Genomic DNA, 20580 nt, shown 5'->3' with positions numbered 1-20580 from the left:
AGGCGCAGCGGTCGCTGCGCCTCGTCCGGGTGCCCAGCTGTTCGGTGTTACTGCCGGTTCAGCGCAGGACCCTGTCGCTGACCACGAAGAGCACGCCGTGCGGGCGGGCCACGCCGACGCTGCCGTGCGGCCAGTCCTGGCGGTTGAAGCTCACGCACGGCTGGTGCGTCTGCTCGTCCCGGAACGCGGTGTCGGGGGACAGGACGCCGGCGTGGTCGAAGTTGAACATGCAGATGCGGTGGTCACCGTCGAGGCCGGTCTTGGCGACGAAGTAGTTCGAGGTGGCGATCCGCTCGATGTGGTCGGCCTCCCGGTAGAAGCCGTTCCGGTCGCGGGTGAACATGTCCTGGCTGCCCCAGTGGGGACCGACGCCGATGTTCGGCGTCACCTTGTCGGCGATCGGGACGACGCTGGTCAGGGCGGGGCAGTCGGACTCCGCCCCGCCGGCGGTGACCTCCTCGATCGTGTCGATCTTGCACGAGGGGTTGGCGCCGGCCGCGAGGAGTTTCTGGATGTCGAGCACGAAGACCATGCCGCTGGTGACGTCGCGTGGCAACCGCGGGTCGGTGCCCATGACCGTGTGGATCAGGAACCGGTCGTCGGGCGTGACCTGCAACCAGCTACCGCCGGCATTGGACCCGGTGAGCACGCCGCTCGAGTCGAACCTGCGGTACGCCGCCGTGTCGTCGAAGACCTCCTGCCACTTCGGCGAGCGACTGGTGATGTCGGGGGTGTAGAAGATGGCGCCGCCCGCCATCGTGGAGGCGAAGGCACCCCGGTGCCGCCGCTGGTTGGTGACCGCGTTCTCCATCACCATGCGGTTCTCGTTGACGGCGGTCGACTCGTCCACGCGCGGTCCGTCCGGCAGGTACGACACGGAGCGCAACGTCGGATTGTTCCGGTTGGTGATGTCCAAGACGCGGATGCTGGTGCGCAACAGGAGTGCGTCGGTTTCCACATCGGAGGGTTCGAGGAAGCTTCTGAGCTCGGCGAAGTCGCTCGCGACCAGTACGTTGAGGTCCTCGCGGACCTGGAGCCCGTGCGGGTTGGCGCACGTCGCCGGGGTGATGCTCGGCCTGTTGTGGCAGATCGCCGGGTCCTCGCCGTTCGGCAGCGCCATCGGGATCTCGGCAAGCGTGCGCCCGTCGGCCGACATCCGGACCACTTCGCCGGGCGAGCCGTTGGCGCCGTTGCCGACGCGGACCTGACCGTTGGTGTAGCGGCAGGGCCCGGCGACATCGGGACCGCCGAGGTAGGTGGCGTAGGCGGTGCCGTCGCGCAGGGACCAGAACGCGTCCGGCGCGGAGCCGCACGGCGTGTCGACGGCGAGGTTGACGCCGGTGAGGCGAAGCACCGGCAGGCTTCGCGCGTCGAACACGAAAGCGGTGTCGCTCAGAATGCTCGCGGCGAAGATCCGTTGGCCCTTGTGCCAGATGTACTGCATGTGGTGCGGCTCGTTCTGACGTTGCGGGCTCAACGTCACCGTGTTGACCACCTGCCCGTACGTCCGCGAGCCCCGCGTCGCGTCGATGACGGCGATGAAGTCCTTGGCCGCCGGATTCGACGCGTCCGCCGCGCCGGCCCAGGCCAGCAGCCACTCACGGGGACCGCCGCGCAGCGCCGCCGCCGTGAGGTGGTTGGTGGCGGTGTACGTCCGGTTGTCCGAACCCCGCACGCTCGAGGACTCCTGCGTGACGGCGTAGGCCGTGCTGCCGGGCGCCGCGACCAGGCCCGTGCTGGCCACGACGACCAGGACCAAGGCCGCCGTGATGCCGGCTGCCCGAGGGACGCGCCGTCTCGGCACGCGTTGTCTCCACATGGCTTGCTCCTGTCAGGACATGTTGGCGGTGAGTGTGGTCATGGCATGCACATGACCGGCCGGAATGCCGGCGATGGCAGCGGTGGTACGGGAGATCACCCTGTTGCGCGCGTGCAGGACCCCGGTGCCCGTCGGGCCGCACCGGGGGTATGTCGAATCGGAGCCGCGGAGGAAGTCGATCCCGCGATCGTGCACGTCGAAGGTGGTCTGCCCGGGCAGGTGGACGCCGTCGGGCACGATGATCAGGTTGCGGCGTCGAAGCTGGCCTGTCCGACGCCGACCATCCCGGCGGCGGCGAATGTGGGGTGCATGTTCCCGTCCAGGTTGGTCGCAGTCCGATAAGACGACATTCGACGGGACGTGTCGCGCCATCCCGCCCGGCGCATATATCTTCGGCGATATTATCATCGCCTAAAGTTGAGTCAAGGGATAGGCGATCGTCGACAAAGCATCGAGATCATTTGCCGAGATCGAACTCGGCGGAAGCCATTCCGAACTGGCTATTGACGTCCAAGCGGTGGCAAAACGTTCGGGGTTGACGCGGGCCGGCCCGGTGGTTCGGATGACGTCCGTGGGCGGGCGGTCTGCGGGGTGCCCGCTGCGCGGCGGCGGGCTGACCGTGACATCGCTGTTGAGCTGGGCTGACAGCTCGTCCATCCGAGTGCTCGGTGGGCCGGATCGCCCAGAACTCGGGCTTCGCCGGGTTGGCGCTGATCTGTGCCGGCCGTCCGGAATGATTTGGGTGTTCGGCATTCGTTAGGGATGTGGCCTATGGTTGCCCCATTCACCCCCGAAAACCCCCTGTCGACGGTTGGTCGGCTGTGACGCGTACGGGTCTCCCGGTTCAATGCCAATTTCTGACAGTCGATGGCAAGTCCGAGGTTGCGATGGTCGAGGGCCGGGTGTCGCGGGTTCGATTCCTGCCGCGGTCACCAGCGTGAAGCTTCGAAAATCCGAAATGCAGCATGTTCCCGATTCGGGCTTGAATCGCCCTGATAATCGTCCCGGCCGGTCCGAGAGTGCTGAGGTTGACAGCTCTCGATCAATGGTGGACTCTCCTGCTGCGTTCGACGTTATGATCGAAAGCTCGGGCGGTGAGGGGTGCGGATGCGAACCATCGACTGGCGAAACGACCGGATCGTCGCGATCGATCAGACCCGGTTGCCGCACGAGGTCGAGTTCCTGGAGATCGACACGGTGGAGGATCTGGTCGTGGCGATCCGGTCCCTGGCGATCCGGGGCGCGCCCGCGATCGGTGTCGCCGGGGCGCTCGGCGTGGCGCTCGCTGCCCGCCGGCACGCGGATCCGGTCGAGCGGGCTCGCGCGGTCGACGCGATCCGGGCGGCCCGTCCCACCGCGGTCAATCTCGCCTGGGGGGTGGACCGGGTCCGTGCCCGCCTCGATGCCGAGGGCGTCGAGGCGGCCCTCGACGAGGCCTTGGCCGTGTTGGCGGAGGATGTGCGCTGCTGTCGGGAGCTCAGCGAGCGCGGCGCCCGTTGGTTGGTCGACACCGTGGGGCCCCAGGTGGCGGTGCAGACGCACTGCAACGCCGGTGCGCTGGCGACCGTGGAGTGGGGCACCGCGCTCGGGGTCGTCCGGTCTCTTCAGGAACACGGTGCGCTCACCCACGTGTACGCCTCGGAGACCCGCCCGCTGCTCCAGGGCGCGCGGTTGACGGTGTGGGAGTTGGCCCAGATCGGGGTGCCGCACACGCTGGTGGTGGACTCGGCGGCGGCGTCGGTGCTCGCTCAGGGTCGGGTCGACGCGGTGGTGGTGGGCGCGGACCGGATCACCGCCAACGGCGACGTGATCAACAAGGTGGGCACGTATCCGCTGGCGTTGGCGGCGGCGCGGGCCGGGGTGCCGATGGTGGTCGCCGCTCCGGAGTCCACGGTCGATCTGGCCACCCCGTCCGGCCGGGACGTGCACATCGAGGTACGCGATGCCGAGGAGATCACCGCCCTGGGGGCGGTGGCGCTGGCCCCGAAGGGCACGGGCACGCTCAACTACGCGTTCGACGTGACCCCGGCGGATCTGGTCACCGCGATCGTCACCGAGCGTCGGGTCATCCTGCCGGCTGCCGGTGGTCGTCCCGACGACCCCATCGGCCGGAGCTGACCCACCCACCCCACGAGGAGCCACACCCCGATGCGTAACCGCTGGTCCGCCGTCGACGCCCCGGACGACTCCGCCCCGATCGCGGGACTCGTGTACGCGTCCCGGCTGCTCGGGGCCGACACCGGCCTGGTGCTGCACGGCGGGGGGAACACCTCGGTCAAGACGACGGTCACCGACCTCACCGGGGAGCCGGTGTCGGTGCTGCACGTCAAGGGCAGCGGCTCCGACCTGGCGACGATGGATCCGTCCGGGTTCACCGCGCTGCGGCTGGACCGGCTGCGGGCGCTGCTGCGGCTGGAGCGTCTCGGCGACAGCGACATGATGAACGAGCTGCGCTGTGCCCGGCTCGACGCGAGGGCGCCGGACCCGAGCGTGGAGACGCTGCTGCACGCGCTGTTGCCGCACCCGTTCGTGCTGCACAGCCACGCCGACGCGCTGCTCGCCCTCACCAATCAGCCGGACGGCGCGCGGCTGGTCGAGGAACTCTACGGCGACAGTGTCGTCGTGGTGCCGTACGTCATGCCGGGGTTCGACCTGGCCCGGCGGTGCGCGGACCTCTACCCGCAGCGGGCTCACGCCGGGACGGTCGGCATGGTGCTGCTCCACCACGGGCTCTTCACCTTCGGCGTGGACGCCGAGGAGGCGTACCGTCGGCACATCGACCTGGTCAGCCGGGCGGAGGAGCGGATGGCGCTGCCGCGGCCCCGGGTCGCGCCGGTCACGCCCCCGCCGGTGGACCGGGTGCGGCTGGCCCGGCTGCGCCGGGAGGTCTCCACCACGGCGGGCTTCCCGATGCTGCTCAGCCGCCATGAGGATCCGGCCGTGCGGGCCTTCCTGGACCGGCCCGACCTGGCGTCGGTCGCCACCCGGGGCCCGGTCACCCCCGACCACGTGCTGCGCACCAAGCGGATCCCGCTGGTGGGCACCGACCCGGCCGACTACGCCGACGCCTACCGCCGGTACGTCGAGCAGCACCGCTCCCGGGCCCGGACCACGCTGACCATGCTCGACCCGGCGCCACGGGTGATCCTCGACCCGGAGTTGGGGATGCTCACCGCCGGTCGGTCGGCGGCCGAGGCCCTGATGGCCCGGGACATCTACCGGCACACGGTCGACGTGATCGAGGCCGCTGAGGCGGTCGGCGGCTACCGGGCGCTGCCGGCGGAGGACATCTTCGACCTGGAGTACTGGGAGCTGGAGCAGGCGAAGCTGCGGCGGGGCGGGGCGGCACCGGAGTTCGCGGGCGAGGTGGCGGTGGTGACCGGGGCGGCCTCCGGCATCGGCCGGGCCTGCGCCGAGGCGCTGCTGGCGCGCGGGGCCTGCGTGGTGGCCCTGGACCGGGACCCGTCGGTCGGCGCGTCCGACGGGCCGGCCCGCCTCGGTCTGACCGTCGACGTCACCGACGCCGCGGCCGTGGACGCCGCCCTGGACGCCGCCGTGGATCGCTTCGGCGGGGTGGACATCGTCGTCGCGGCGGCCGGGGTCTTCCCGCCGAGCCGGGCGATCGCCGAGCTGGACCCGGCCGGGTGGCAGCAGACCATGGCGGTCAACGCGGAGTCCGTGGCGTACCTCTTCGCCCGGACCCACCCGCTGCTGGCGCTCGCGCCCCGTGGCGGCCGGGTGGTCGTTGTCGCCTCCCGCAACGCCCTCGCCCCCGGCCCCGGCGCGGTCGCCTACTCCGCCTCGAAGGCGGCGGTGACGCAGGTGGCGCGCGTGGCGGCGCTGGAGTGGGCGGGCGACGGCATCCGGGTGAACGTGCTGCACCCCGACGCGGTCTTCGACACCGGGCTGTGGAGCCCCGAGGTGCTCGACGCCCGGGCCCGGCACTACGGGCTGACCGTGGCGGAGTACAAGCGACGGAACCTGCTCGGCGCCGAGATCACCAGCGCCCGGGTGGGGGAGCTGGCCGCCACGCTCTGCGGGGAGACGTTCGCGGCCACCACCGGGGCGCAGATCAGTGTGGACGGCGGGAACGAGCGGGTGATCTGAGCACGCCTCGGGGAGCGCTCAGGCCAGCCGGTAGACCGACACGTGGGAGCGGGACTCCGCGGTGAACTCCGCGCCGGACCAGTCGGCGTGCCGGCTCTCCAGCGTGAAGCCGGCCAGCTCGCCCATCAGGTCCAGCTCGGCCGGCCAGATGTAGCGGTGCGGGGAGCGGAAGACCCGCGCCTCGCGGCCGTCGCCGAAGTGGAAGTGGTGCGACACCACCCGCTGACGCAGCACGTCGTAGGTGTCCAGGCCGATGTAGCCGGCCTCGGTGTGCCACACGGTCGCCTGTTGGCCCGGGGGGAGCTTGCGCAGCTCCGGCACCCACAGCTCGATCACGAACCGGCCGCCCGGCCGGAGGTGGCGCGCCGCGTTGCGGAAGCAGGCCACCTGCTCGTCCTGGCCGAGCAGGTTGGCGATGGTGTTGTAGACCAGGTAGACCAGGCTGAACTCGCCCGGAACGGTCGCGCGGGCCATGTCACCGACCACCACCGGGATCGTGGCGGCGTCAGCCTTCGTCCGCAGCCGCTCCAGCATGGGTACGGAGAGTTCGATGCCGCTCACCCGCACGCCGCGTTCGGCGAGTGGCACCGCCACCCGGCCGGTGCCGATGGCGAACTCCAGGGCCCGGCCGGTCCCGGCGAGCGCGGCGAGCCGGTCGACGGTGGGACCGAGCACCTCCGGCGCGAACATTCCGCTGCCCGGCGTGTCATAGCGTCGGGCGGCCTCGCCGTCCCAGATCTCGTCCTGGCGCATCGGGCCACCATCGGCGTCGATGCGGTCGCGTGTCCAGCGCTTTTTCCGGTCGCCGTACGCGGTCCGCTTGTTACTCTCCGTCAGTGGGTGGAGCCCACGGGCGCTCAGGAACGCGTCAGGTCGCATCGGTACCCTGCTAGTCCCGACCAGCCCGCGACGACACATGAGGTATTCGTGAACGATCTTCGAGTGGTGGCGTTCGACCTCGACGACACCCTGGCGATTTCCAAGTCCCAGATCGATCGTCGGATGGCGGACCTGCTCGGTCACCTGCTCGGCGAGGTGGATGTCCTGATCATCTCCGGCGGGCGGTTCGAGCAGTTCCAGTCGCAGGTGCTGGCCCACCTCGACCTCACCGAGGAGCAGCGGGACCGGCTGCACCTGATGCCGACCTGCGGCACCCGCTACTACCGCTGGTCGTCCGGCGACTGGCGGCTGGTCTACGCGGAGGACCTGAGCGAGGCGGACAAGGCCCGGGTGATCGCCGCGCTCACCGAGTCGGCGCAGGCGCTCGGGCTGTGGGAGGCGAAGACCTGGGGCGACATCGTCGAGGACCGGGGCAGCCAGATCACGTTCTCCGCGCTCGGGCAGTCCGCCCCGCCGGCGGAGAAGTACGGCTGGGACCCGGACGGCAGCAAGAAGAAGCTGCTGCGCGACGCGGTCGCCGAGAAGCTGCCCGACCTGGAGGTCCGGGGCGGCGGCTCGACCTCGATCGACGTGACGCGCAAGGGTGTGGACAAGGCGTACGGCATGCGGAAGCTGCTGGAGCACCTCGATCTGAAGATCGACAACGTGCTCTTCGTGGGGGACCGCCTCGACGTGGGCGGCAACGACTACCCGGTCAAGGCCATGGGCATCCGCAGCGTCGCGGTGACGCGCTGGGAGGAGACCGCCGACTACGTCGAGACGCTTGTCGACGGCCTGGTGAAGCAGCGCGCCGAGCGCGCCTGACGGAAACCGCGCCCGTCACCCCTGTGGGGGTGACGGGCGCGATCCGGTCGTTCAGCGCGCGGCGCGGATCGCCTCGGCCAGCGTGGTCGGGGCGTGGCCGAGCAGCTTGGCGAGGTCGTCGCCGACCTCCAGTTCGCCCCGGGCGGCGCCGAGGTCGCTGTCGGCGAGCACGGCGGCGTACCCCTCGGGCAGGCCGGCAGCGACCAGCGCCTCGGTGTAGCGGTCCGCCGGCAGGTCGGTGTAGTCGACCGCCGCGCCGGTCTGCCGGGCCACCTCGGCGGCGAGTTCGGTCAGCGTGAACGGCGCGCCGCCCAGCTCGTACACCTGGTGGTCGTGACCGTCGGTGGTGAGCACCACGGCGGCGGCCTCGGCGTAGTCCGCGCGGGTGGCGGCGCTGACCCGCCCGTCGCCCGCCGCGCCCGCCACCCCGTGCTCCCGGTACGCGTCGAGCTGGTCGGTGTAGTTCTCCAGGTACCAGCTGTTGCGCAGGAAGACGTACGGCAGTCCGGAGTCGCGGATGAGTCGCTCGGTGTCCCGGTGCTCGCCGGCGAGCCGCATGCCGGCGGTGTCGGCGTGGGCGATGCTGGTGTAGACGACCAGCCCGACGCCGGCCTCCCGGGCGGCGGTGACCACGTTGGCGTGCTGCGGCCGACGCCGGCCGACCTCGCTGCCGGAGACGAACATCAGTTTCTCGGCGCCGGCGAGGGCGGCGCGGAGCGAGTCGAGGTCGTCGTAGTCGGCCCGCCGGGTGACGACGCCCCGGTCGGCGAGGTCGGCGAGCCGTTCGCGGTCGCGGCCGACCGCGACGATCTCCGCGGCCGGTACGCCCCGGTCGAGCAGCGCGGTGACGATGAGGCGGCCGAGCTGGCCGGTGGCCCCGGTGACGACGATGGACATGGGCGCGCTCCCTGTGGTTGCGAGTTCAACTTGCGTGAGGGGCAACCACGACGGCCTCGCGATGCTTCCCGGTTCCGGAACCGGCGGGCTCTGGCGGGAGTGGCGGTGATGCGGTAGGAACGCCAAGAGAGCGCTCTCCCCACCATCACCGAACAGGCAGGCAGATGCGATCACCCGACCCCTCCCGCCGCCGCTTCCTCACGCTCACCGCCTCGGCGGCCTCGCTCACCGCCCTCGGCCTCCCGGCCGGTGCCGCCGTCGCCTCGCCGCCGGCACGCCCGACGGAGGAGCCCGACCTCGGCCCCCACGTGCACGTCTTCGACCCGAGCACGCCGGTCGCGGAGATCCAGTCCACGCTGGACCAGATCTTCACCGCCCAGGAGCACAACGAGATGGGCTCCGACCGGTACGCCGTGCTGTTCAAGCCCGGCCGCTACGAGGTGGACGCCCGGCTCGGCTACTACACCACGGTGGCCGGCCTCGGCAGCCACCCGGACGACGTGGAGATCCACGGTGCGGTCCGCGTGGTCGGCCAGCCCGACCCGAACTCGCCCGCCGGCATCTCCGCGCTGACCAACTTCTGGCGCTCGGCGGAGAACCTCGCCGTCACCCCGACCGACTGGTCGAACCAGTGGGCCGTCTCCCAGGCGTCGCCGATGCGCCGGGTGCACGTCAAGGGCGTGCTCTGGCTGGAGCCCGGCAACGGCGGCTACTCCAGCGGCGGCTTCATCGCCGACTCCAAGGTGGACGGCATCACCATCAACGGCTCCCAGCAGCAGTGGCTCACCCGGGACAGCGAACTCGGCGGCGAGTGGACCAACGGCGTCTGGAACCAGGTCTTCTCCGGGGTGATCGGCGCGCCCGCGCAGGGCTTCCCCGACCCGCCCTACACCACGCTGCCGACCAGCCCGGTGATCCGGGAGAAGCCGTACCTCTTCGTGGACGACGCGGGCCGCTGGCGGGTGGCGGTGCCCCGCCTGCGCCGCGACACCGCGGGCACCACCTGGGCCGCCGGCGGCGCGCCGACGCCGTCGCTGCCACTCACCGACTTCTTCGTCGCCCGGCCCACCGACACCGCGAAGCGGATCAACGCCGAACTCGCCCGGGGTCGCCACCTGCTGCTCACCCCCGGCGTCTACCGGCTGGACCGGGCGCTGCGGGTGCGCCGGCCGAACACCGTCGTGCTCGGCCTCGGCATGCCCAGCCTCGCGCCGGCCACCGGTGACGCGGCGCTGCGGATCGAGGACGTCGACGGGGTACGCGTCGCCGGGGTGCTCGTCGACGCCGGGCCGGTCGAGTCCGAGGTGCTGGTCGAGGTCGGCGGGCGGCACAGCAACCAGTCGCACGCGGCCAACCCGATCTCACTCCAGGACGTCTTCTTCCGCATCGGCGGCCCGTCCGCCGGGCGCGCGGAGACCAGCCTGGTGGTGAACAGCCGGCACACGCTCATCGACAACATCTGGGCCTGGCGGGGCGACCACGGCCGGCCGGGCACCATCGGCTGGGACGTCAACACGGCCGCCACCGGCGTGGTCGTCAACGGCGACGACGTCACCGCGTACGGGCTCTTCGTCGAGCACTACCAGCGCTGGCAGACGATCTGGAACGGCGAGCGCGGCCGGACCGTGTTCTACCAGAGCGAGCTGCCCTACGACCCGCCCAGCCAGGCGGCCTGGCGCAGCCCCACCGGTGAGGGCTGGGCCTCCTACCAGGTGGCCCCGCACGTCCGCACGCACGAGGCGTGGGGGCTGGGCGTCTACGCGTACTTCAACCAGGGCGTGGACATCCGCTGCGACCGGGCGGTCGAGGCGCCGCGCCGCGCCGGGGTGCGGTTCCATGACGCGATCACCGTGTTCCTCAACGGCAGCGGCGGGATCGAGCGCACGATCAACGAGGCCGGCACCCCGGTCGTCGGCTCGTACGGCACCAGCCCGGTGGTCAGCTACCCCTGACCCGGGCGGGCGGCCCGGCCGGCGTGACACCGGCCGGGCCGCCCCCGCTCACGCCGTGAGCTGGTCGACCCGGGAGAGCACCTGGTCGACCAGGCCGTACTCGCGGGCCTCCTCGGCGGTGAACCAACGGTCCCGGTCCCAGTCGCGCTGGATCTCCTCCAGCGTGTGCCCGCTGTGCCGGGCGATCAGCTCCTGCATGGTGTGCTTCACGTGCAGCATGTTCTCGGCCTGGATGGTGATGTCGGCGACCGTGCCGCCGAACCCGCCGGACGGCTGGTGCATCATGATCCGCGAGTGCGGCAGCGCGAACCGCTTGCCCGCCGTGCCGGCGCAGAGCAGGAACTGCCCCATCGAGCCGGCCATCCCGAGCGCCAGCGTCGCCACGTCGTTCTTCACCCACCGCATGGTGTCGTAGACGGCCATCCCGGCGCTGACCGAGCCGCCGGGCGAGTTGATGTAGAGGTAGATGTCCCGCTCCGCGTCCTCGGCCGCGAGCAGCAGGATCTGCGCGCAGATCTGGTTCGCCGAGTCGTCGGTGACCTCGGTGCCGAGGAAGATGATCCGCTCTTTGAGCAACCGCTCGAAGACCCGGTCGCCGAAGACCGGCTGCCCCTCGTCCCGCATCCAGATGCCACCCATGACCGCCCACCTCCGTAGCGCCGGTGGACGGGGGACCGCCCGGCGAGCCGGCGGCCTCCAGCGTCCGCCGGGCGCACCCGCCCGGCCCAGGCTTTCTGCCCGGGGCAGATTCGCCCTCGGCAGAAGCCGGGTGGGAGCCGGTGCGAGCGTCCCGCCGCACCCGGCGTCGCCCCCCGGGCCACGTCGTGCCCGGTCGGTGTCCGTCCGGCCCGACCGGGGCGCGCTACGCCGCGACCGGGCGCCGTCGGGCCGCCCGGGCCCGTCGCCGGGCCAGCGCCGGTGAGGTACGCGGACGCGGGCGCGCGGCCGGCGTCGGGATCAGCCAGATCCGGGTGCCGGTGCCGAACAGCTCCGGGGCGCCGTGGCCGAGCGGCGGACCGACCGGCGTGGGGGACATGCCCACCGGGCGCAGCCCACCGCCGAGCAGCGGGGTCGGCCGGACCGGGCGGGCGGCGTGCGCCGGCGTGACCGGACGGGCGGGATGCGGCGCGTTCGGGCCGCCCGGGCGGCGGGTGGCGTGCAGGCGGGGCGGGCCGACCCGGAGCTGCGGGCCGCTGCGGGCGGCGGGCACCCGGTCGAGCCGGGCCAGCGGCACCCCGGAACCGACCGGCGTGGGCCGCTCCCGGCGCAGCTCGTCGCGCGCCTCCTCCAGCAGGTCGGCGAGGTGGATGCCGAGCGCCCGGCAGATCGCGGCCAGCACCTCGGAGGAGGCTTCCTTGCGCCCGCGCTCGACCTCGGAGAGGTAGGGCAGGGAGACGCCGGCCGCCTGCGCCACCTCGCGCAACGTGCGGCCCTGACGCAGGCGGGTCCGCCGCAGCACCCCGCCGATCACCCGTCGCAGCAACGACATGCCGGCCTCCTCGCGGTCGCCGTTCGCCGACGCTACCCATCATGCCCCGTCCCGGCGGCGTGGGCCGGCCCGGGCGGCCCCCGTGGTACCGACCGGACCGGTGTCGGCCTACCGCTCGTGGCGCGGGCCCGGTCCACGGCCCGCCCGGCCGACTCCCGGCGTACCGGCTATCTTGAGGGCGTGCAGGCGACGGTGGCGGGGCGGGACCGACGGTGATCCATTTTCCCGCGCAACGGCGGGGGCCGCTGAGCGCGCTGAGTCTGCGCCTGCTCGCGGCCCTCGGCCTGGTCTTCGCCACGGTCTTCGTGGTCTGGCTCGACCGGGACGGCTACCGCGACGTCAACGAGGACGGCCTGACGCTGCTCGACTGCTTCTACTACACGGTGGTCTCGCTCTCCACCACCGGATACGGCGACATCACCCCGGCCAGCCCGTCGGCGCGACTGATCAACGTCCTGTTCATCACTCCCGCCCGGGTGCTCTTCCTGATCATCCTGGTCGGCACCACCCTGGAAGTCCTGACCGAGCAGTACCGGACCGGCCGTCGCCTGTCGCGGTGGAGGAGAACCGTGAAGGATCACGTCATCATCTGCGGCTACGGCACCAAGGGTCGCAGCGCGGTCTCCGCGCTGCTGGAGAACGGGGCGGACAAGTCCAAGATCGTGGTGGTGGAGCGGAGCGGGCCGGCGCTGCGCCAGGCCACCTCGAACGGGCTGGTCACGATCGAGGGCTCGGCGACCCGCTCGTCGGTGCTGGAGGAGGCGCACATCCGCACCGCCAAGGCGGTCATCATCGCGACCGACAGCGACGACGCCTCGGTGCTGGTGGCGCTGACCGTCCGGCAGCTCACCGCCGGTCAGGTCCGGATCATCGCGGCGGTCCGGGAGGCGGAGAACGCGCCGCTGCTCAAGCAGAGCGGCGCGCACCACGTGATCGTCTCGTCGGCCACCGCCGGTCGGCTGCTCGGCCTCTCCACCTCGGCCCCGCCCCTGATCGACGTGGTGGAGGACCTGCTCACCCCGGGTCAGGGCATGGCGTTGGCGATGCGCTCGGCCGAGCGCAACGAGGTGGGCCGCTCGCCGCGTGAGCTGGAGTCACTGGTCATCGCGCTGGTCCGCCGGGGCAAGGTGGTCACGTTGAACGACCGCGCCGCCGCGGTCATCGAGACCGGCGACATGCTTGTCCACGTCCGCGACGACCGCCCGCAGGCGACCACCGCCGTGTGATCCGCCCGGGGCCCGGTCAGCAGGCGTCCGGGCTCTCCGCCACCGCCTCGGTGCAGGTCGGAGCGCAGCCCTGGCTGGCCCGCCGCAGCAGGTCGTAGAGCAGCTCCCGTTCGCCGGGCGCCAACGCGCCGAGCACCTCGCCCTCCGCGTCGGCGAGCGCGCACTCGGCCTCGCGGATCCGCGTCGCGCCCGTTGCGGTGAGGCTGACGACGTGCCGGCGACGGTCGGTCGGGGAGCGGCGCCGCTCGACCAGGCCGGCCGCTTCCAGGTCGTTGAGCAGCCCGACCACGTTGGTGCCGTCGATCTGGAGCATGCCGGCCAGCCCCTGCTGGCTGATGCCGCCCGAGTCGCGCAGCACGGTGAGCGCGACCAGGTGCCGGGGGCGCAGGCCGAGCGGTGTCAGCACCGACTCCGAGCGCAGCCGCATCCGCCGGGCCAGGTGCTGGAGCAGCGGCCCGGAGCGGCGCGCGTCGGCGGGCTCGGCTGGCATGTGACCCAGTCTACGGCGGACAAGGAACATCGACCTGCTATAAATAGTTGGTGCTACACGAACGATCGATGGAGGAGTAAACAATGGCCCACCTGTTGCACATCGACTCGAGCATCAACGGCGAGCGGTCGGTCAGCCGTCGCCTCACCGCCCGCGCGGCCGACGCCTGGCTGGCCGCCCACCCCGGCGGCACGGTCGCCTACCGGGACCTCGGTCAGGACCCGCTGCCGCACCTGGACGCCGCCGGCGGTCTCGCCCGGGCGGTGCCGCCCGACCAGCACACGCCCGCGCAGCGCGCGTCCTGGCGGCTGACCGAGGAGCTGGTGGGCGAGGTCCTGCGCGCCGACACGATCCTGCTCGGCCTGCCGCTCTACAACTTCGGGCCGCCCAGCAGCGTGAAGGCCTGGGTCGACCACCTGATCGCGCCCGGCCTCGCGCTCGACCCGGCCACCGGCGCCGGGCTGCTCGGCGGTCGCGAGTTCATCGTGTTCGGCACCCGGGGCGGCGGCTACGGCGCGGGCACCCCGCGCGCCGGCTGGGACCACGCCGAGCCCTGGTTGCCGCACGGACTGTCGCGCACCGGCCTGGAGCCGCGGTTCATCTCGGCCGAGCTGACCCTGGCCCCGGTCAACCCGGCGATGGCCGAGCTGATCCCGCTGCACGAGGCGAGCCTCGCCGCCGCCGAACGGGCGATCGACGAGCTGTGGGTGCCGGCGGTCGTCTGACCGGTTCGGGAAACCGCGAAGGCGGGCCGTCCCCGGTGGGACGGCCCGCCTTCCGGATGAGCGGATCAGGGGCGGAGCTACAGGATCGTCCAGGTGTCGCCGCCACCGAGCAACGCCGAGAGCTGCTGCTCCGGGGTCTGGTCGACGCTCGCCCGCGCGGCGGCGACCTGCTCCTGCACCACGCTGTCGTAGGAGGGCCGGTCCACCGACCGGAACACCCCGAGCGGCGTGTTGCGCAGATCCAGGCCGGGCAGCCGGGACAGCGCGAACGCGTACGCCGGGTCGGCGACCGTGACGTCGTGCACCACGATCTGCTCCGCCGGGGTGGCCGCGGTCTCCCGCACCTCCAGCCCGAAGCCGCCCGGCGGGTGGACGACGCAGAACTGCCCCTCCGAGCCGAACGTGATCGGCTGCCCGTGCTCCAGCCGGATCAGGTAGTCGTCCCGGGTGGTCGGCTCCTTCAGCGGCTCGAACGCGCCGTCGTTGAAGATGTTGCAGTTCTGGTAGATCTCCACGAACGCCGAGCCCCGGTGCTCGGCGGCGGCCCGCAGCACCGACTGGAGGTGCTTGCGGTCCGAGTCGAGCGTACGGGCCACGAACGTGGCCTCCGCGCCGAGCGCCAGCGACAGCGGGTTGAACGGGGCGTCCGCGGAGCCGACCGGCGTCGACTTGGTGATCTTGCCGACCTCGGAGGTGGGCGAGTACTGACCCTTGGTCAGCCCGTAGATCCGGTTGTTGAACAGCAGGATTTTCAGGTTGACGTTGCGGCGCAGCGCGTGGATCAGGTGGTTGCCGCCGATGGAGAGCGCGTCCCCGTCACCGGTGACCACCCAGACCGACAGGTCCGGCCGGGACACCGACAGGCCGGTGGCGATCGCCGGGGCGCGGCCGTGGATCGAGTGCATGCCGTACGTGTTCATGTAGTACGGGAAGCGGGACGAACACCCGATGCCCGAGACGAAGACGGTGTTCTCCCGGGGGATGTTCAGCTCCGGCATGAACCCCTGCACCGCGGCCAGGACGGCGTAGTCGCCGCAGCCGGGGCACCAACGCACCTCCTGGTCGGACTTGAAGTCCTTGGCGGTGAGCTTCAGGGCGACGGGCTCAGACATTCTTCAGGACCTCTTCCAGCATCGTCTCCAGCTCCGCGGCGGTGAACGGCAGGCCGCGGACCTGGTTGTAGCCGATCGCGTCGACCAGGTACTTCGCCCGGATCACGTGGGCGAGCTGGCCGAGGTTCATCTCGGGAACGACCACCCGCTCGTAGGAGCGCAGCACCTCGCCGAGGTTGGCCGGCATCGGGGACAGGTGCCGCAGGTGCGCCTGGGCCACCGGCAGCCCGCGCTGACGCAACCCCCGGCAGGCCGCGCCGATCGGGCCGTACGTCGAGCCCCAGCCGAGCACCAGCACCCGGGCGTCGCCGTCCGGATCCTCCACCTCGACGTCCGGCACCGGGATCGTCTCGATCCGGGCCGCCCGGGTCCGGACCATGAAGTCGTGGTTCGCCGGGTCGTACGAGATGTCGCCGGTCTTGTCGGCCTTCTCCAGACCGCCGATCCGGTGCTCCAGCCCCGGCGTGCCGGGCACCGCCCACGGGCGGGCCAGCGTCTGCGCGTCACGCAGGTAGGGCAGGAACGTGGTGCCGTCCTCGCCGTTGGGCCGGGTGGCGAACTCGACCCGCAGGTCGGGCAGGGACTCCACGTCCGGCAGCAGCCACGGCTCGGAGCCGTTCGCCACGTAGTTGTCGGAGAGCAGGATGACCGGCGTGCGGTAGGTCAGCGCGATCCGCGCCGCCTCCAGCGCGGCGTGGAAGCAGTCCGACGGCGACTTCGGCGCGATCACCGCGACCGGTGCCTCGCCGTGCCGGCCGTACAGGGCCATGTTCAGGTCGGCCTGCTCGGTCTTGGTGGGCATGCCGGTGGACGGCCCGGCCCGCTGCACGTCGACGATGACCAGCGGCAGCTCCAGCGCCACCGCCAGGGAGATCGTCTCGCTCTTCAGCGCCACGCCCGGCCCGCTGGTGGTGGTGATGCCGAGCGAGCCGCCGTACGACGCGCCCAGCGCCGCGCCGACCGCGGCGATCTCGTCCTCGGCCTGCATGGTGACCACGCCGAACTTCTTGTGCTTGCTCAGCTCGTGCAGGATGTCCGAGGCCGGGGTGATCGGGTAGGCGCCGAGGAACACCGGCAGCCCGGAGCGCACCCCGGCGGCCACCAGGCCCAGCGACAGCGCCGCGTTGCCGGTGATGTTGCGGTACGTGCCGGGCGGCATCTTCGCCGGCTTGACCTCGTACCGGACGGAGAAGTCCTCGGTGGTCTCGCCGAAGTTCCAGCCGGCCCGGAACGCGGCCACGTTCGCCGCCACCAGCTCCGGCCGGCGGGCGAACTTGCGCTCCAGGAACCGCAGCGTCGACTCGTACGGGCGGGAGTACATCCAGCTCAGCAGCCCGAGCGCGAACATGTTCTTGGCCCGCTCGGCGTCCTTCTTGGACACCGTCAGCTCGGCCAGCGCGCCGACCGTCATCGAGGTGAGCGCGACCGGGTGCACCGCGTAGCCGGCGAGCGAGTCGTCGTCCAACGGGCTGGTCGCGTAGCCGACCTTGGCCAGGTTGCGGCGGGTGAACTCGTCGGTGTTGACGATGATGTCCGCCCCGCGCGGCAGGTCGGCCAGGTTGGCCTTGAGCGCGGCCGGGTTCATCGCCACCAGCACGTTCGGCGCGTCGCCGGGGGTCAGGATGTCGTAGTCGGCGAAGTGCACCTGGAAGCTCGACACGCCCGGCAGCGTGCCGGCGGGCGCGCGGATCTCGGCCGGGAAGTTGGGCAACGTGGAGATGTCGTTGCCCAACTGTGCCGTCTCCGAGGTGAACCGGTCGCCGGTGAGCTGCATGCCGTCGCCGGAGTCGCCGGCGAACCGGATGACCACCCGGTCCAGTTGACGGATCTGCTTGGTCACGCCCGCACCTCGCTTCGCTGAGCGCCGTCGCCCTCGCCGACGCGGCCCGCTCCGTTTCTCACCGTCAGAGCCTACGTCGGACGGTTAGGGCCGCCTTGGTGGCGGTCCGACGGGTGAGATCCGATCGGGCTGCTGTATGCCCCACTTCGGGGCGGTTAGTACCGTCGACCGTAATCGAGATCACCGCGCCGCGCGGCTCACTGCTCCGTGGTCGGCTTCGGCACGGTGATGTCGCTGCGGCGTCGCAGCGAGCGCGTGGCCAGCGTCAACGCGAACACGACGAGCAGCCCCGACATGATGATCAAGGCAATCGCGATCCCCCGCGCCGGGCCGTCGTCGGAACCGGACCGCTCGGACGCAGTCAGCACTCCCTGAGAACCGGTCGGCGCCGGCGCCCCGGCCAACGGGGTGGACTGCGCCGCCGCCGCGCTGATCCGGAAGCTCATCTGCACCTGCCGGTCCCGCCCGCTGCGCGGGTCCAACCGGCCGATCACCGCGCCGGCGAGCGGGGCCATCCGCTGGGCCTCCGCCGACGCGGACACCGGCAGGCGCAGGGTGGCGGTCCGGCCGGCCGGCAGCGTGCCCAGCTCGCACCGGGTCCGGTCCGGGGCCGCCGGGGCGCAGCCGTTGCCCGCGTCGCCCACCGTCACCCCGGCGGGAAGGAGCACCTCCACCCGCCCGGCGGCGTCCACCTCGCCGGTGTTGCCCAGCCGGACGGTGAGCGTGCTCGGTGCGCCGCTGATGTCGAAGAGGACCTCGTCGGCGCGGAGCGCGATGCCGGGCACCGGCGGGCCGGGCGGGAACAGCACGGCGAAGCCCTCGTCGTCGTACGCCGCTCCGGTGACCCCGGGCGCGACGGCGGTGACCTGGACCGACCCGCTCAGCGGCATGGTCCGCCAGGCCTCCCCGTCGACCCGGACCCGGATGGTGGCGCTGAACCGGGCGCCGGGCGCGACGGTCCAGCCGCCGCAGCGGTGGTTGCCGCCGCCGGCAGCGACGCAGCCCGGCGTGCCGCCGTCGACCAGCCCGGCCGGCAACGTGTAGCCGAGGCTGATCTCCTCCTCCCGCCCACCGGTGTTGGTCACCGTCACCCGCAGCGCGGCCACCGTGCTGTCGGCGTTCCAGTAGGCCGGCGTCAGCACCAGGTCGTCGGTGCCGACCTGCACGCCCAGCGGCCCGCCCGCCGGCTGGGTCCGCGGCGGCGGCGGGGGCTGCACGACCGGCGGCGGGGACGTGGTGGTGGCGGGCGCGCCGGTGGTCGGCGGCATGGTGATCGGCGCCGTCGTCGGCGTGGTCGTCGTCGGGGTGGTGTCGACCGGCGCCGGGGGCGTGGTGGGCGGCGGGGCCGGCTCGGTCGGCGGCGCGCTGGTCGGGGCCGGCGCGGTGCTCGTCGCGTCCCCGGTCGGCGTCGGCTCGGTCGGGTCGCCGCCGGGATCGCCGCCCGGGTCGCCCGGCGGGCCCGGGTCGGCCACCCGGACCACCCCGGCCGCGGCGGCGGGGGTGACCGCGGCCCACCCCGGTGCCACCACGGCGACCGCCGCGGTCGCGGCGATCAGCGCGGGCGCGAACAACGCGAGGGTACGGCGAGGCGTGACCCGTTGGGCAGGCCGGACGCGGGGGCGGGTCATCTGTCCTCCGGGGACGTGTCAAGAGGTCTCATTATTCGGGGACCGTTGCCATCCGGCACTAGTCCCCACAGGAAACGAATTCGTAACGTGTCCGAGACGATTCGGCGGGACCGGTACGCTCCGGGGCGTGACCGGATACCTCGGCTCGTACGCCACGCTCGGTCTGCTGCTGCTCGCTGCCGTGCTCTTCTTCGTGACGGCGTTCTCGGCGAACCGGATGTTACGTCCGGCCCGACCGGCGGAGCCGTGGGGCAAGCGGGCCACGTACGAGTGCGGGCTCGACCCGGTCGGTGGCGACTGGGCCCAGATGCAGATCCGCTACTACGTCTACGCCTATCTCTACGTCCTCTTCGCGGTGGAGGCGGTCTTCCTCTTCCCGTGGGCGCTGGTCTTCGACCGGCCCGGCTTCGGGGCGACCACGGTGGCGGAGATGGGCGTGTTCGTGGCGATCGTGGCGCTCGGCATCCTCTACGCCTGGCGGCGCGGCGTCCTGCGCTGGGCCTGACCTAGGCCAGCCCGCGCCGGGTCGCCGCCGGCGGCCGGTCCCCCCGGATCGACGCCACCATGTCCAGCACCCGACGGGTCGGGCGGACCTGGTGCGCGCGGAACACCCGGGCGCCGAGCCAGGCCGAGACCGCGGTGGCGGCGAGCGTCCCCTCCAGCCGTTCGGGCACCGGCAGGTCCAGCGTCTCGCCGACGAAGTCCTTGTTCGACAGCGCCACCAGCAGCGGCCAGCCGGTGCCGGTCAGCTCGGCCAGCCGTCGGGTGATCTCCAGCGAGTGCCGGGTGTTCTTGCCGAAGTCGTGCGCCGGGTCGATCAGGATGCCGTCCCGGCGTACCCCCAGCCCGGCCGCGCGTTCCGCCAGCCCGGTGACGGTGTCGAGCACGTCGGTCACCACGTCGTCGAAGGCCGCCCGGTGCGGCCGGGTCCGTGGGGCCAGGCCGCCGGCGTGCGAGCAGACCAGGCCGGCGCCGGTCGCCGCGGCGACCCGGGCCAGCGCCGGGTCCGCCCCCGACCAGGTGTCGTTGAGCAGGTCCGCGCCGGCCGCGACCGCCTCCACCGCCACCTCCGCCCGCCAGGTGTCGATCGAGACGACCACGTCGGGAAAGGCGGCCCGGACCGCGGCGATGGTGTCCACCGTGCGCCGGATCTCCTCGGTCACGTCCACCTCGTCGCCGGGCCCGGCCTTCACCCCGCCGATGTCGACGATCTCCGCGCCCTCGGTCACCGCCCGCTCGACCGCCCGCAGCGCGCTGTCCTGGGCGAACGTGGCACCCCGGTCGAAGAACGAGTCCGGGGTGCGGTTCACGATCGCCATCACCACCAGCTCGCCGGGGGCGAAGCTCCGCCCGCCGAGCCGCAACACCCCGGTCATGCCCGCCTCCTCGTCTCCGCGCCCCTGCCGACCGGTCACCCCGTACCCACCGTCGTACCGCAGCACGGTGGCGCCCCGAGATCTTGGTATGAAACGGCCCCTCCGGGGGCACCTTCTCGCCAAGATCCTCGCATTTCCCGAGATTTGGAAGATTGATCTCATCTCATTGGAAGGTTTCCGGAGCCGGGACAGCCGGGCGGCGGTGGCAACGGACC

Annotated in this window: 19 protein-coding genes; 7 read left to right on the top strand and 12 right to left on the bottom strand. The window is 72.3% G+C overall.

Translation table 11 applies throughout. The features are described from left to right. Positions 1-58: 58 nt before the first annotated feature. From VKK44_RS25190 to VKK44_RS25180, 3 genes are all read right to left on the bottom strand, one after another. Complete coding sequence (locus VKK44_RS25190; protein ID WP_343443673.1) at positions 59-1744, bottom strand: hypothetical protein; 1686 nt, start codon at positions 1742-1744, stop codon at positions 59-61. A gap of 87 nt (positions 1745-1831) precedes the next feature. Continuing rightward, a complete protein-coding gene (locus tag VKK44_RS25185) occupies positions 1832-2056 on the bottom strand; it encodes a hypothetical protein (RefSeq protein ID WP_343443672.1) in 225 nt (74 codons plus the stop codon). A 174-nt stretch (positions 2057-2230) separates the two neighbouring features. Further along, complete coding sequence (locus VKK44_RS25180) at positions 2231-2476, bottom strand: hypothetical protein (protein ID WP_343443671.1); 246 nt, start codon at positions 2474-2476, stop codon at positions 2231-2233. A 450-nt stretch (positions 2477-2926) separates the two neighbouring features. On the opposite strand from VKK44_RS25180, the gene mtnA reads away from it, so the two are divergent. Then, positions 2927-3937, top strand: coding sequence for an S-methyl-5-thioribose-1-phosphate isomerase (mtnA, locus tag VKK44_RS25175; protein WP_343443670.1), 1011 nt, complete (start codon positions 2927-2929; stop codon positions 3935-3937). Positions 3938-3967: 30 nt separating this feature from the next. Further along, complete coding sequence (locus VKK44_RS25170) at positions 3968-5926, top strand: bifunctional aldolase/short-chain dehydrogenase (protein ID WP_343443669.1); 1959 nt, start codon at positions 3968-3970, stop codon at positions 5924-5926. Between the two features lie 18 nt (positions 5927-5944). Here VKK44_RS25170 and VKK44_RS25165 read toward each other — a convergent pair whose 3' ends face one another. Further along, positions 5945-6679, bottom strand: a complete 735-nt coding sequence (locus VKK44_RS25165) for a class I SAM-dependent methyltransferase (RefSeq protein WP_343443668.1) — start codon at positions 6677-6679, stop codon at positions 5945-5947. A 174-nt stretch (positions 6680-6853) separates the two neighbouring features. Here VKK44_RS25165 and VKK44_RS25160 point away from each other — a divergent pair, with 174 nt between their 5' ends. Further along, entirely contained in the window at positions 6854-7630 is a 777-nt protein-coding gene (locus tag VKK44_RS25160; protein ID WP_343443667.1) for an HAD-IIB family hydrolase, read from the top strand. Between the two features lie 51 nt (positions 7631-7681). Here VKK44_RS25160 and VKK44_RS25155 read toward each other — a convergent pair whose 3' ends face one another. Next, a complete protein-coding gene (locus VKK44_RS25155) occupies positions 7682-8527 on the bottom strand; it encodes an SDR family oxidoreductase (protein WP_343443666.1) in 846 nt (281 codons plus the stop codon). 164 nt (positions 8528-8691) lie between these two features. Here VKK44_RS25155 and VKK44_RS25150 point away from each other — a divergent pair, with 164 nt between their 5' ends. Next, positions 8692-10479: an adenylyl cyclase gene (locus VKK44_RS25150; protein ID WP_343443665.1), complete on the top strand. Its 1788-nt coding sequence runs from the start codon at positions 8692-8694 to the stop codon at positions 10477-10479. A 48-nt stretch (positions 10480-10527) separates the two neighbouring features. On the opposite strand, the gene VKK44_RS25145 is transcribed toward VKK44_RS25150, so the two are convergent. Together VKK44_RS25145 and VKK44_RS25140 are read right to left on the bottom strand one after the other, a co-directional pair. Continuing rightward, on the bottom strand, positions 10528-11118 hold the full coding sequence (locus VKK44_RS25145) for an ATP-dependent Clp protease proteolytic subunit (RefSeq protein WP_343443664.1): 591 nt from the start codon (positions 11116-11118) through the stop codon (positions 10528-10530). Positions 11119-11341: 223 nt separating this feature from the next. After that, entirely contained in the window at positions 11342-11968 is a 627-nt protein-coding gene (locus tag VKK44_RS25140; RefSeq protein ID WP_343443663.1) for a helix-turn-helix domain-containing protein, read from the bottom strand. Between the two features lie 212 nt (positions 11969-12180). Here VKK44_RS25140 and VKK44_RS25135 point away from each other — a divergent pair, with 212 nt between their 5' ends. Beyond that, positions 12181-13194 carry a potassium channel family protein gene (locus tag VKK44_RS25135; RefSeq protein ID WP_343443662.1) on the top strand — a complete coding sequence of 338 codons (1014 nt, stop codon included), beginning with the start codon at positions 12181-12183 and terminating at the stop codon, positions 13192-13194. A gap of 16 nt (positions 13195-13210) precedes the next feature. On the opposite strand, the gene VKK44_RS25130 is transcribed toward VKK44_RS25135, so the two are convergent. After that, complete coding sequence (locus VKK44_RS25130; RefSeq protein WP_343443661.1) at positions 13211-13684, bottom strand: MarR family winged helix-turn-helix transcriptional regulator; 474 nt, start codon at positions 13682-13684, stop codon at positions 13211-13213. Between the two features lie 83 nt (positions 13685-13767). On the opposite strand from VKK44_RS25130, the gene VKK44_RS25125 reads away from it, so the two are divergent. Continuing rightward, positions 13768-14409 carry an FMN-dependent NADH-azoreductase gene (locus VKK44_RS25125; RefSeq protein ID WP_343443660.1) on the top strand — a complete coding sequence of 214 codons (642 nt, stop codon included), beginning with the start codon at positions 13768-13770 and terminating at the stop codon, positions 14407-14409. A gap of 77 nt (positions 14410-14486) precedes the next feature. Here the strand turns inward: VKK44_RS25125 and VKK44_RS25120 are convergent, their stop codons facing one another. The 3 genes from VKK44_RS25120 to VKK44_RS25110 form a co-directional block, all read right to left on the bottom strand. Next, positions 14487-15521: a 2-oxoacid:ferredoxin oxidoreductase subunit beta gene (locus tag VKK44_RS25120; protein WP_343443659.1), complete on the bottom strand. Its 1035-nt coding sequence runs from the start codon at positions 15519-15521 to the stop codon at positions 14487-14489. After that, complete coding sequence (locus VKK44_RS25115) at positions 15514-17361, bottom strand: 2-oxoacid:acceptor oxidoreductase subunit alpha (RefSeq protein WP_343443658.1); 1848 nt, start codon at positions 17359-17361, stop codon at positions 15514-15516. The genes VKK44_RS25120 and VKK44_RS25115 overlap by 8 nt, the downstream gene beginning before the upstream one ends. Positions 17362-17558: 197 nt before the next feature. Next, positions 17559-18989: a hypothetical protein gene (locus VKK44_RS25110; protein WP_343443657.1), complete on the bottom strand. Its 1431-nt coding sequence runs from the start codon at positions 18987-18989 to the stop codon at positions 17559-17561. Between the two features lie 127 nt (positions 18990-19116). Between VKK44_RS25110 and VKK44_RS25105 the strand changes: the two genes are divergently transcribed. Next, on the top strand, positions 19117-19494 hold the full coding sequence (locus tag VKK44_RS25105) for an NADH-quinone oxidoreductase subunit A (protein WP_343443656.1): 378 nt from the start codon (positions 19117-19119) through the stop codon (positions 19492-19494). 1 nt (position 19495) lies between these two features. Here VKK44_RS25105 and folP read toward each other — a convergent pair whose 3' ends face one another. Continuing rightward, complete coding sequence (gene folP, locus VKK44_RS25100) at positions 19496-20365, bottom strand: dihydropteroate synthase (RefSeq protein WP_343443655.1); 870 nt, start codon at positions 20363-20365, stop codon at positions 19496-19498. Between the last annotated feature and the right edge of the window lie 215 nt (positions 20366-20580).

Source organism: Micromonospora sp. DSM 45708 (assembly GCF_039566955.1).
Taxonomy (GTDB): domain Bacteria; phylum Actinomycetota; class Actinomycetes; order Mycobacteriales; family Micromonosporaceae; genus Micromonospora.
The sequence above is the reverse complement of the archived record's forward strand: the minus strand, read 5'-3'. Positions and strand labels throughout refer to the sequence as shown.

Excerpts from the sequence above, each read along its gene's own strand:
- VKK44_RS25180 (WP_343443671.1), bottom strand. The coding sequence starts at position 2,476 with ATGGACGAGCTGTCAGCCCAGCTCAACAGCGATGTCACGGTCAGCCCG.
- mtnA (WP_343443670.1), top strand. The coding sequence starts at position 2,927 with ATGCGAACCATCGACTGGCGAAACGACCGGATCGTCGCGATCGATCAG.
- VKK44_RS25170 (WP_343443669.1), top strand. The coding sequence starts at position 3,968 with ATGCGTAACCGCTGGTCCGCCGTCGACGCCCCGGACGACTCCGCCCCG.
- VKK44_RS25165 (WP_343443668.1), bottom strand. The coding sequence starts at position 6,679 with ATGCGCCAGGACGAGATCTGGGACGGCGAGGCCGCCCGACGCTATGAC.
- VKK44_RS25155 (WP_343443666.1), bottom strand. The coding sequence starts at position 8,527 with ATGTCCATCGTCGTCACCGGGGCCACCGGCCAGCTCGGCCGCCTCATC.
- VKK44_RS25150 (WP_343443665.1), top strand. The coding sequence starts at position 8,692 with ATGCGATCACCCGACCCCTCCCGCCGCCGCTTCCTCACGCTCACCGCC.
- VKK44_RS25145 (WP_343443664.1), bottom strand. The coding sequence starts at position 11,118 with ATGGGTGGCATCTGGATGCGGGACGAGGGGCAGCCGGTCTTCGGCGAC.
- VKK44_RS25140 (WP_343443663.1), bottom strand. The coding sequence starts at position 11,968 with ATGTCGTTGCTGCGACGGGTGATCGGCGGGGTGCTGCGGCGGACCCGC.
- VKK44_RS25130 (WP_343443661.1), bottom strand. The coding sequence starts at position 13,684 with ATGCCAGCCGAGCCCGCCGACGCGCGCCGCTCCGGGCCGCTGCTCCAG.
- VKK44_RS25125 (WP_343443660.1), top strand. The coding sequence starts at position 13,768 with ATGGCCCACCTGTTGCACATCGACTCGAGCATCAACGGCGAGCGGTCG.
- VKK44_RS25120 (WP_343443659.1), bottom strand. The coding sequence starts at position 15,521 with ATGTCTGAGCCCGTCGCCCTGAAGCTCACCGCCAAGGACTTCAAGTCC.
- VKK44_RS25110 (WP_343443657.1), bottom strand. The coding sequence starts at position 18,989 with ATGACCCGCCCCCGCGTCCGGCCTGCCCAACGGGTCACGCCTCGCCGT.
- folP (WP_343443655.1), bottom strand. The coding sequence starts at position 20,365 with ATGACCGGGGTGTTGCGGCTCGGCGGGCGGAGCTTCGCCCCCGGCGAG.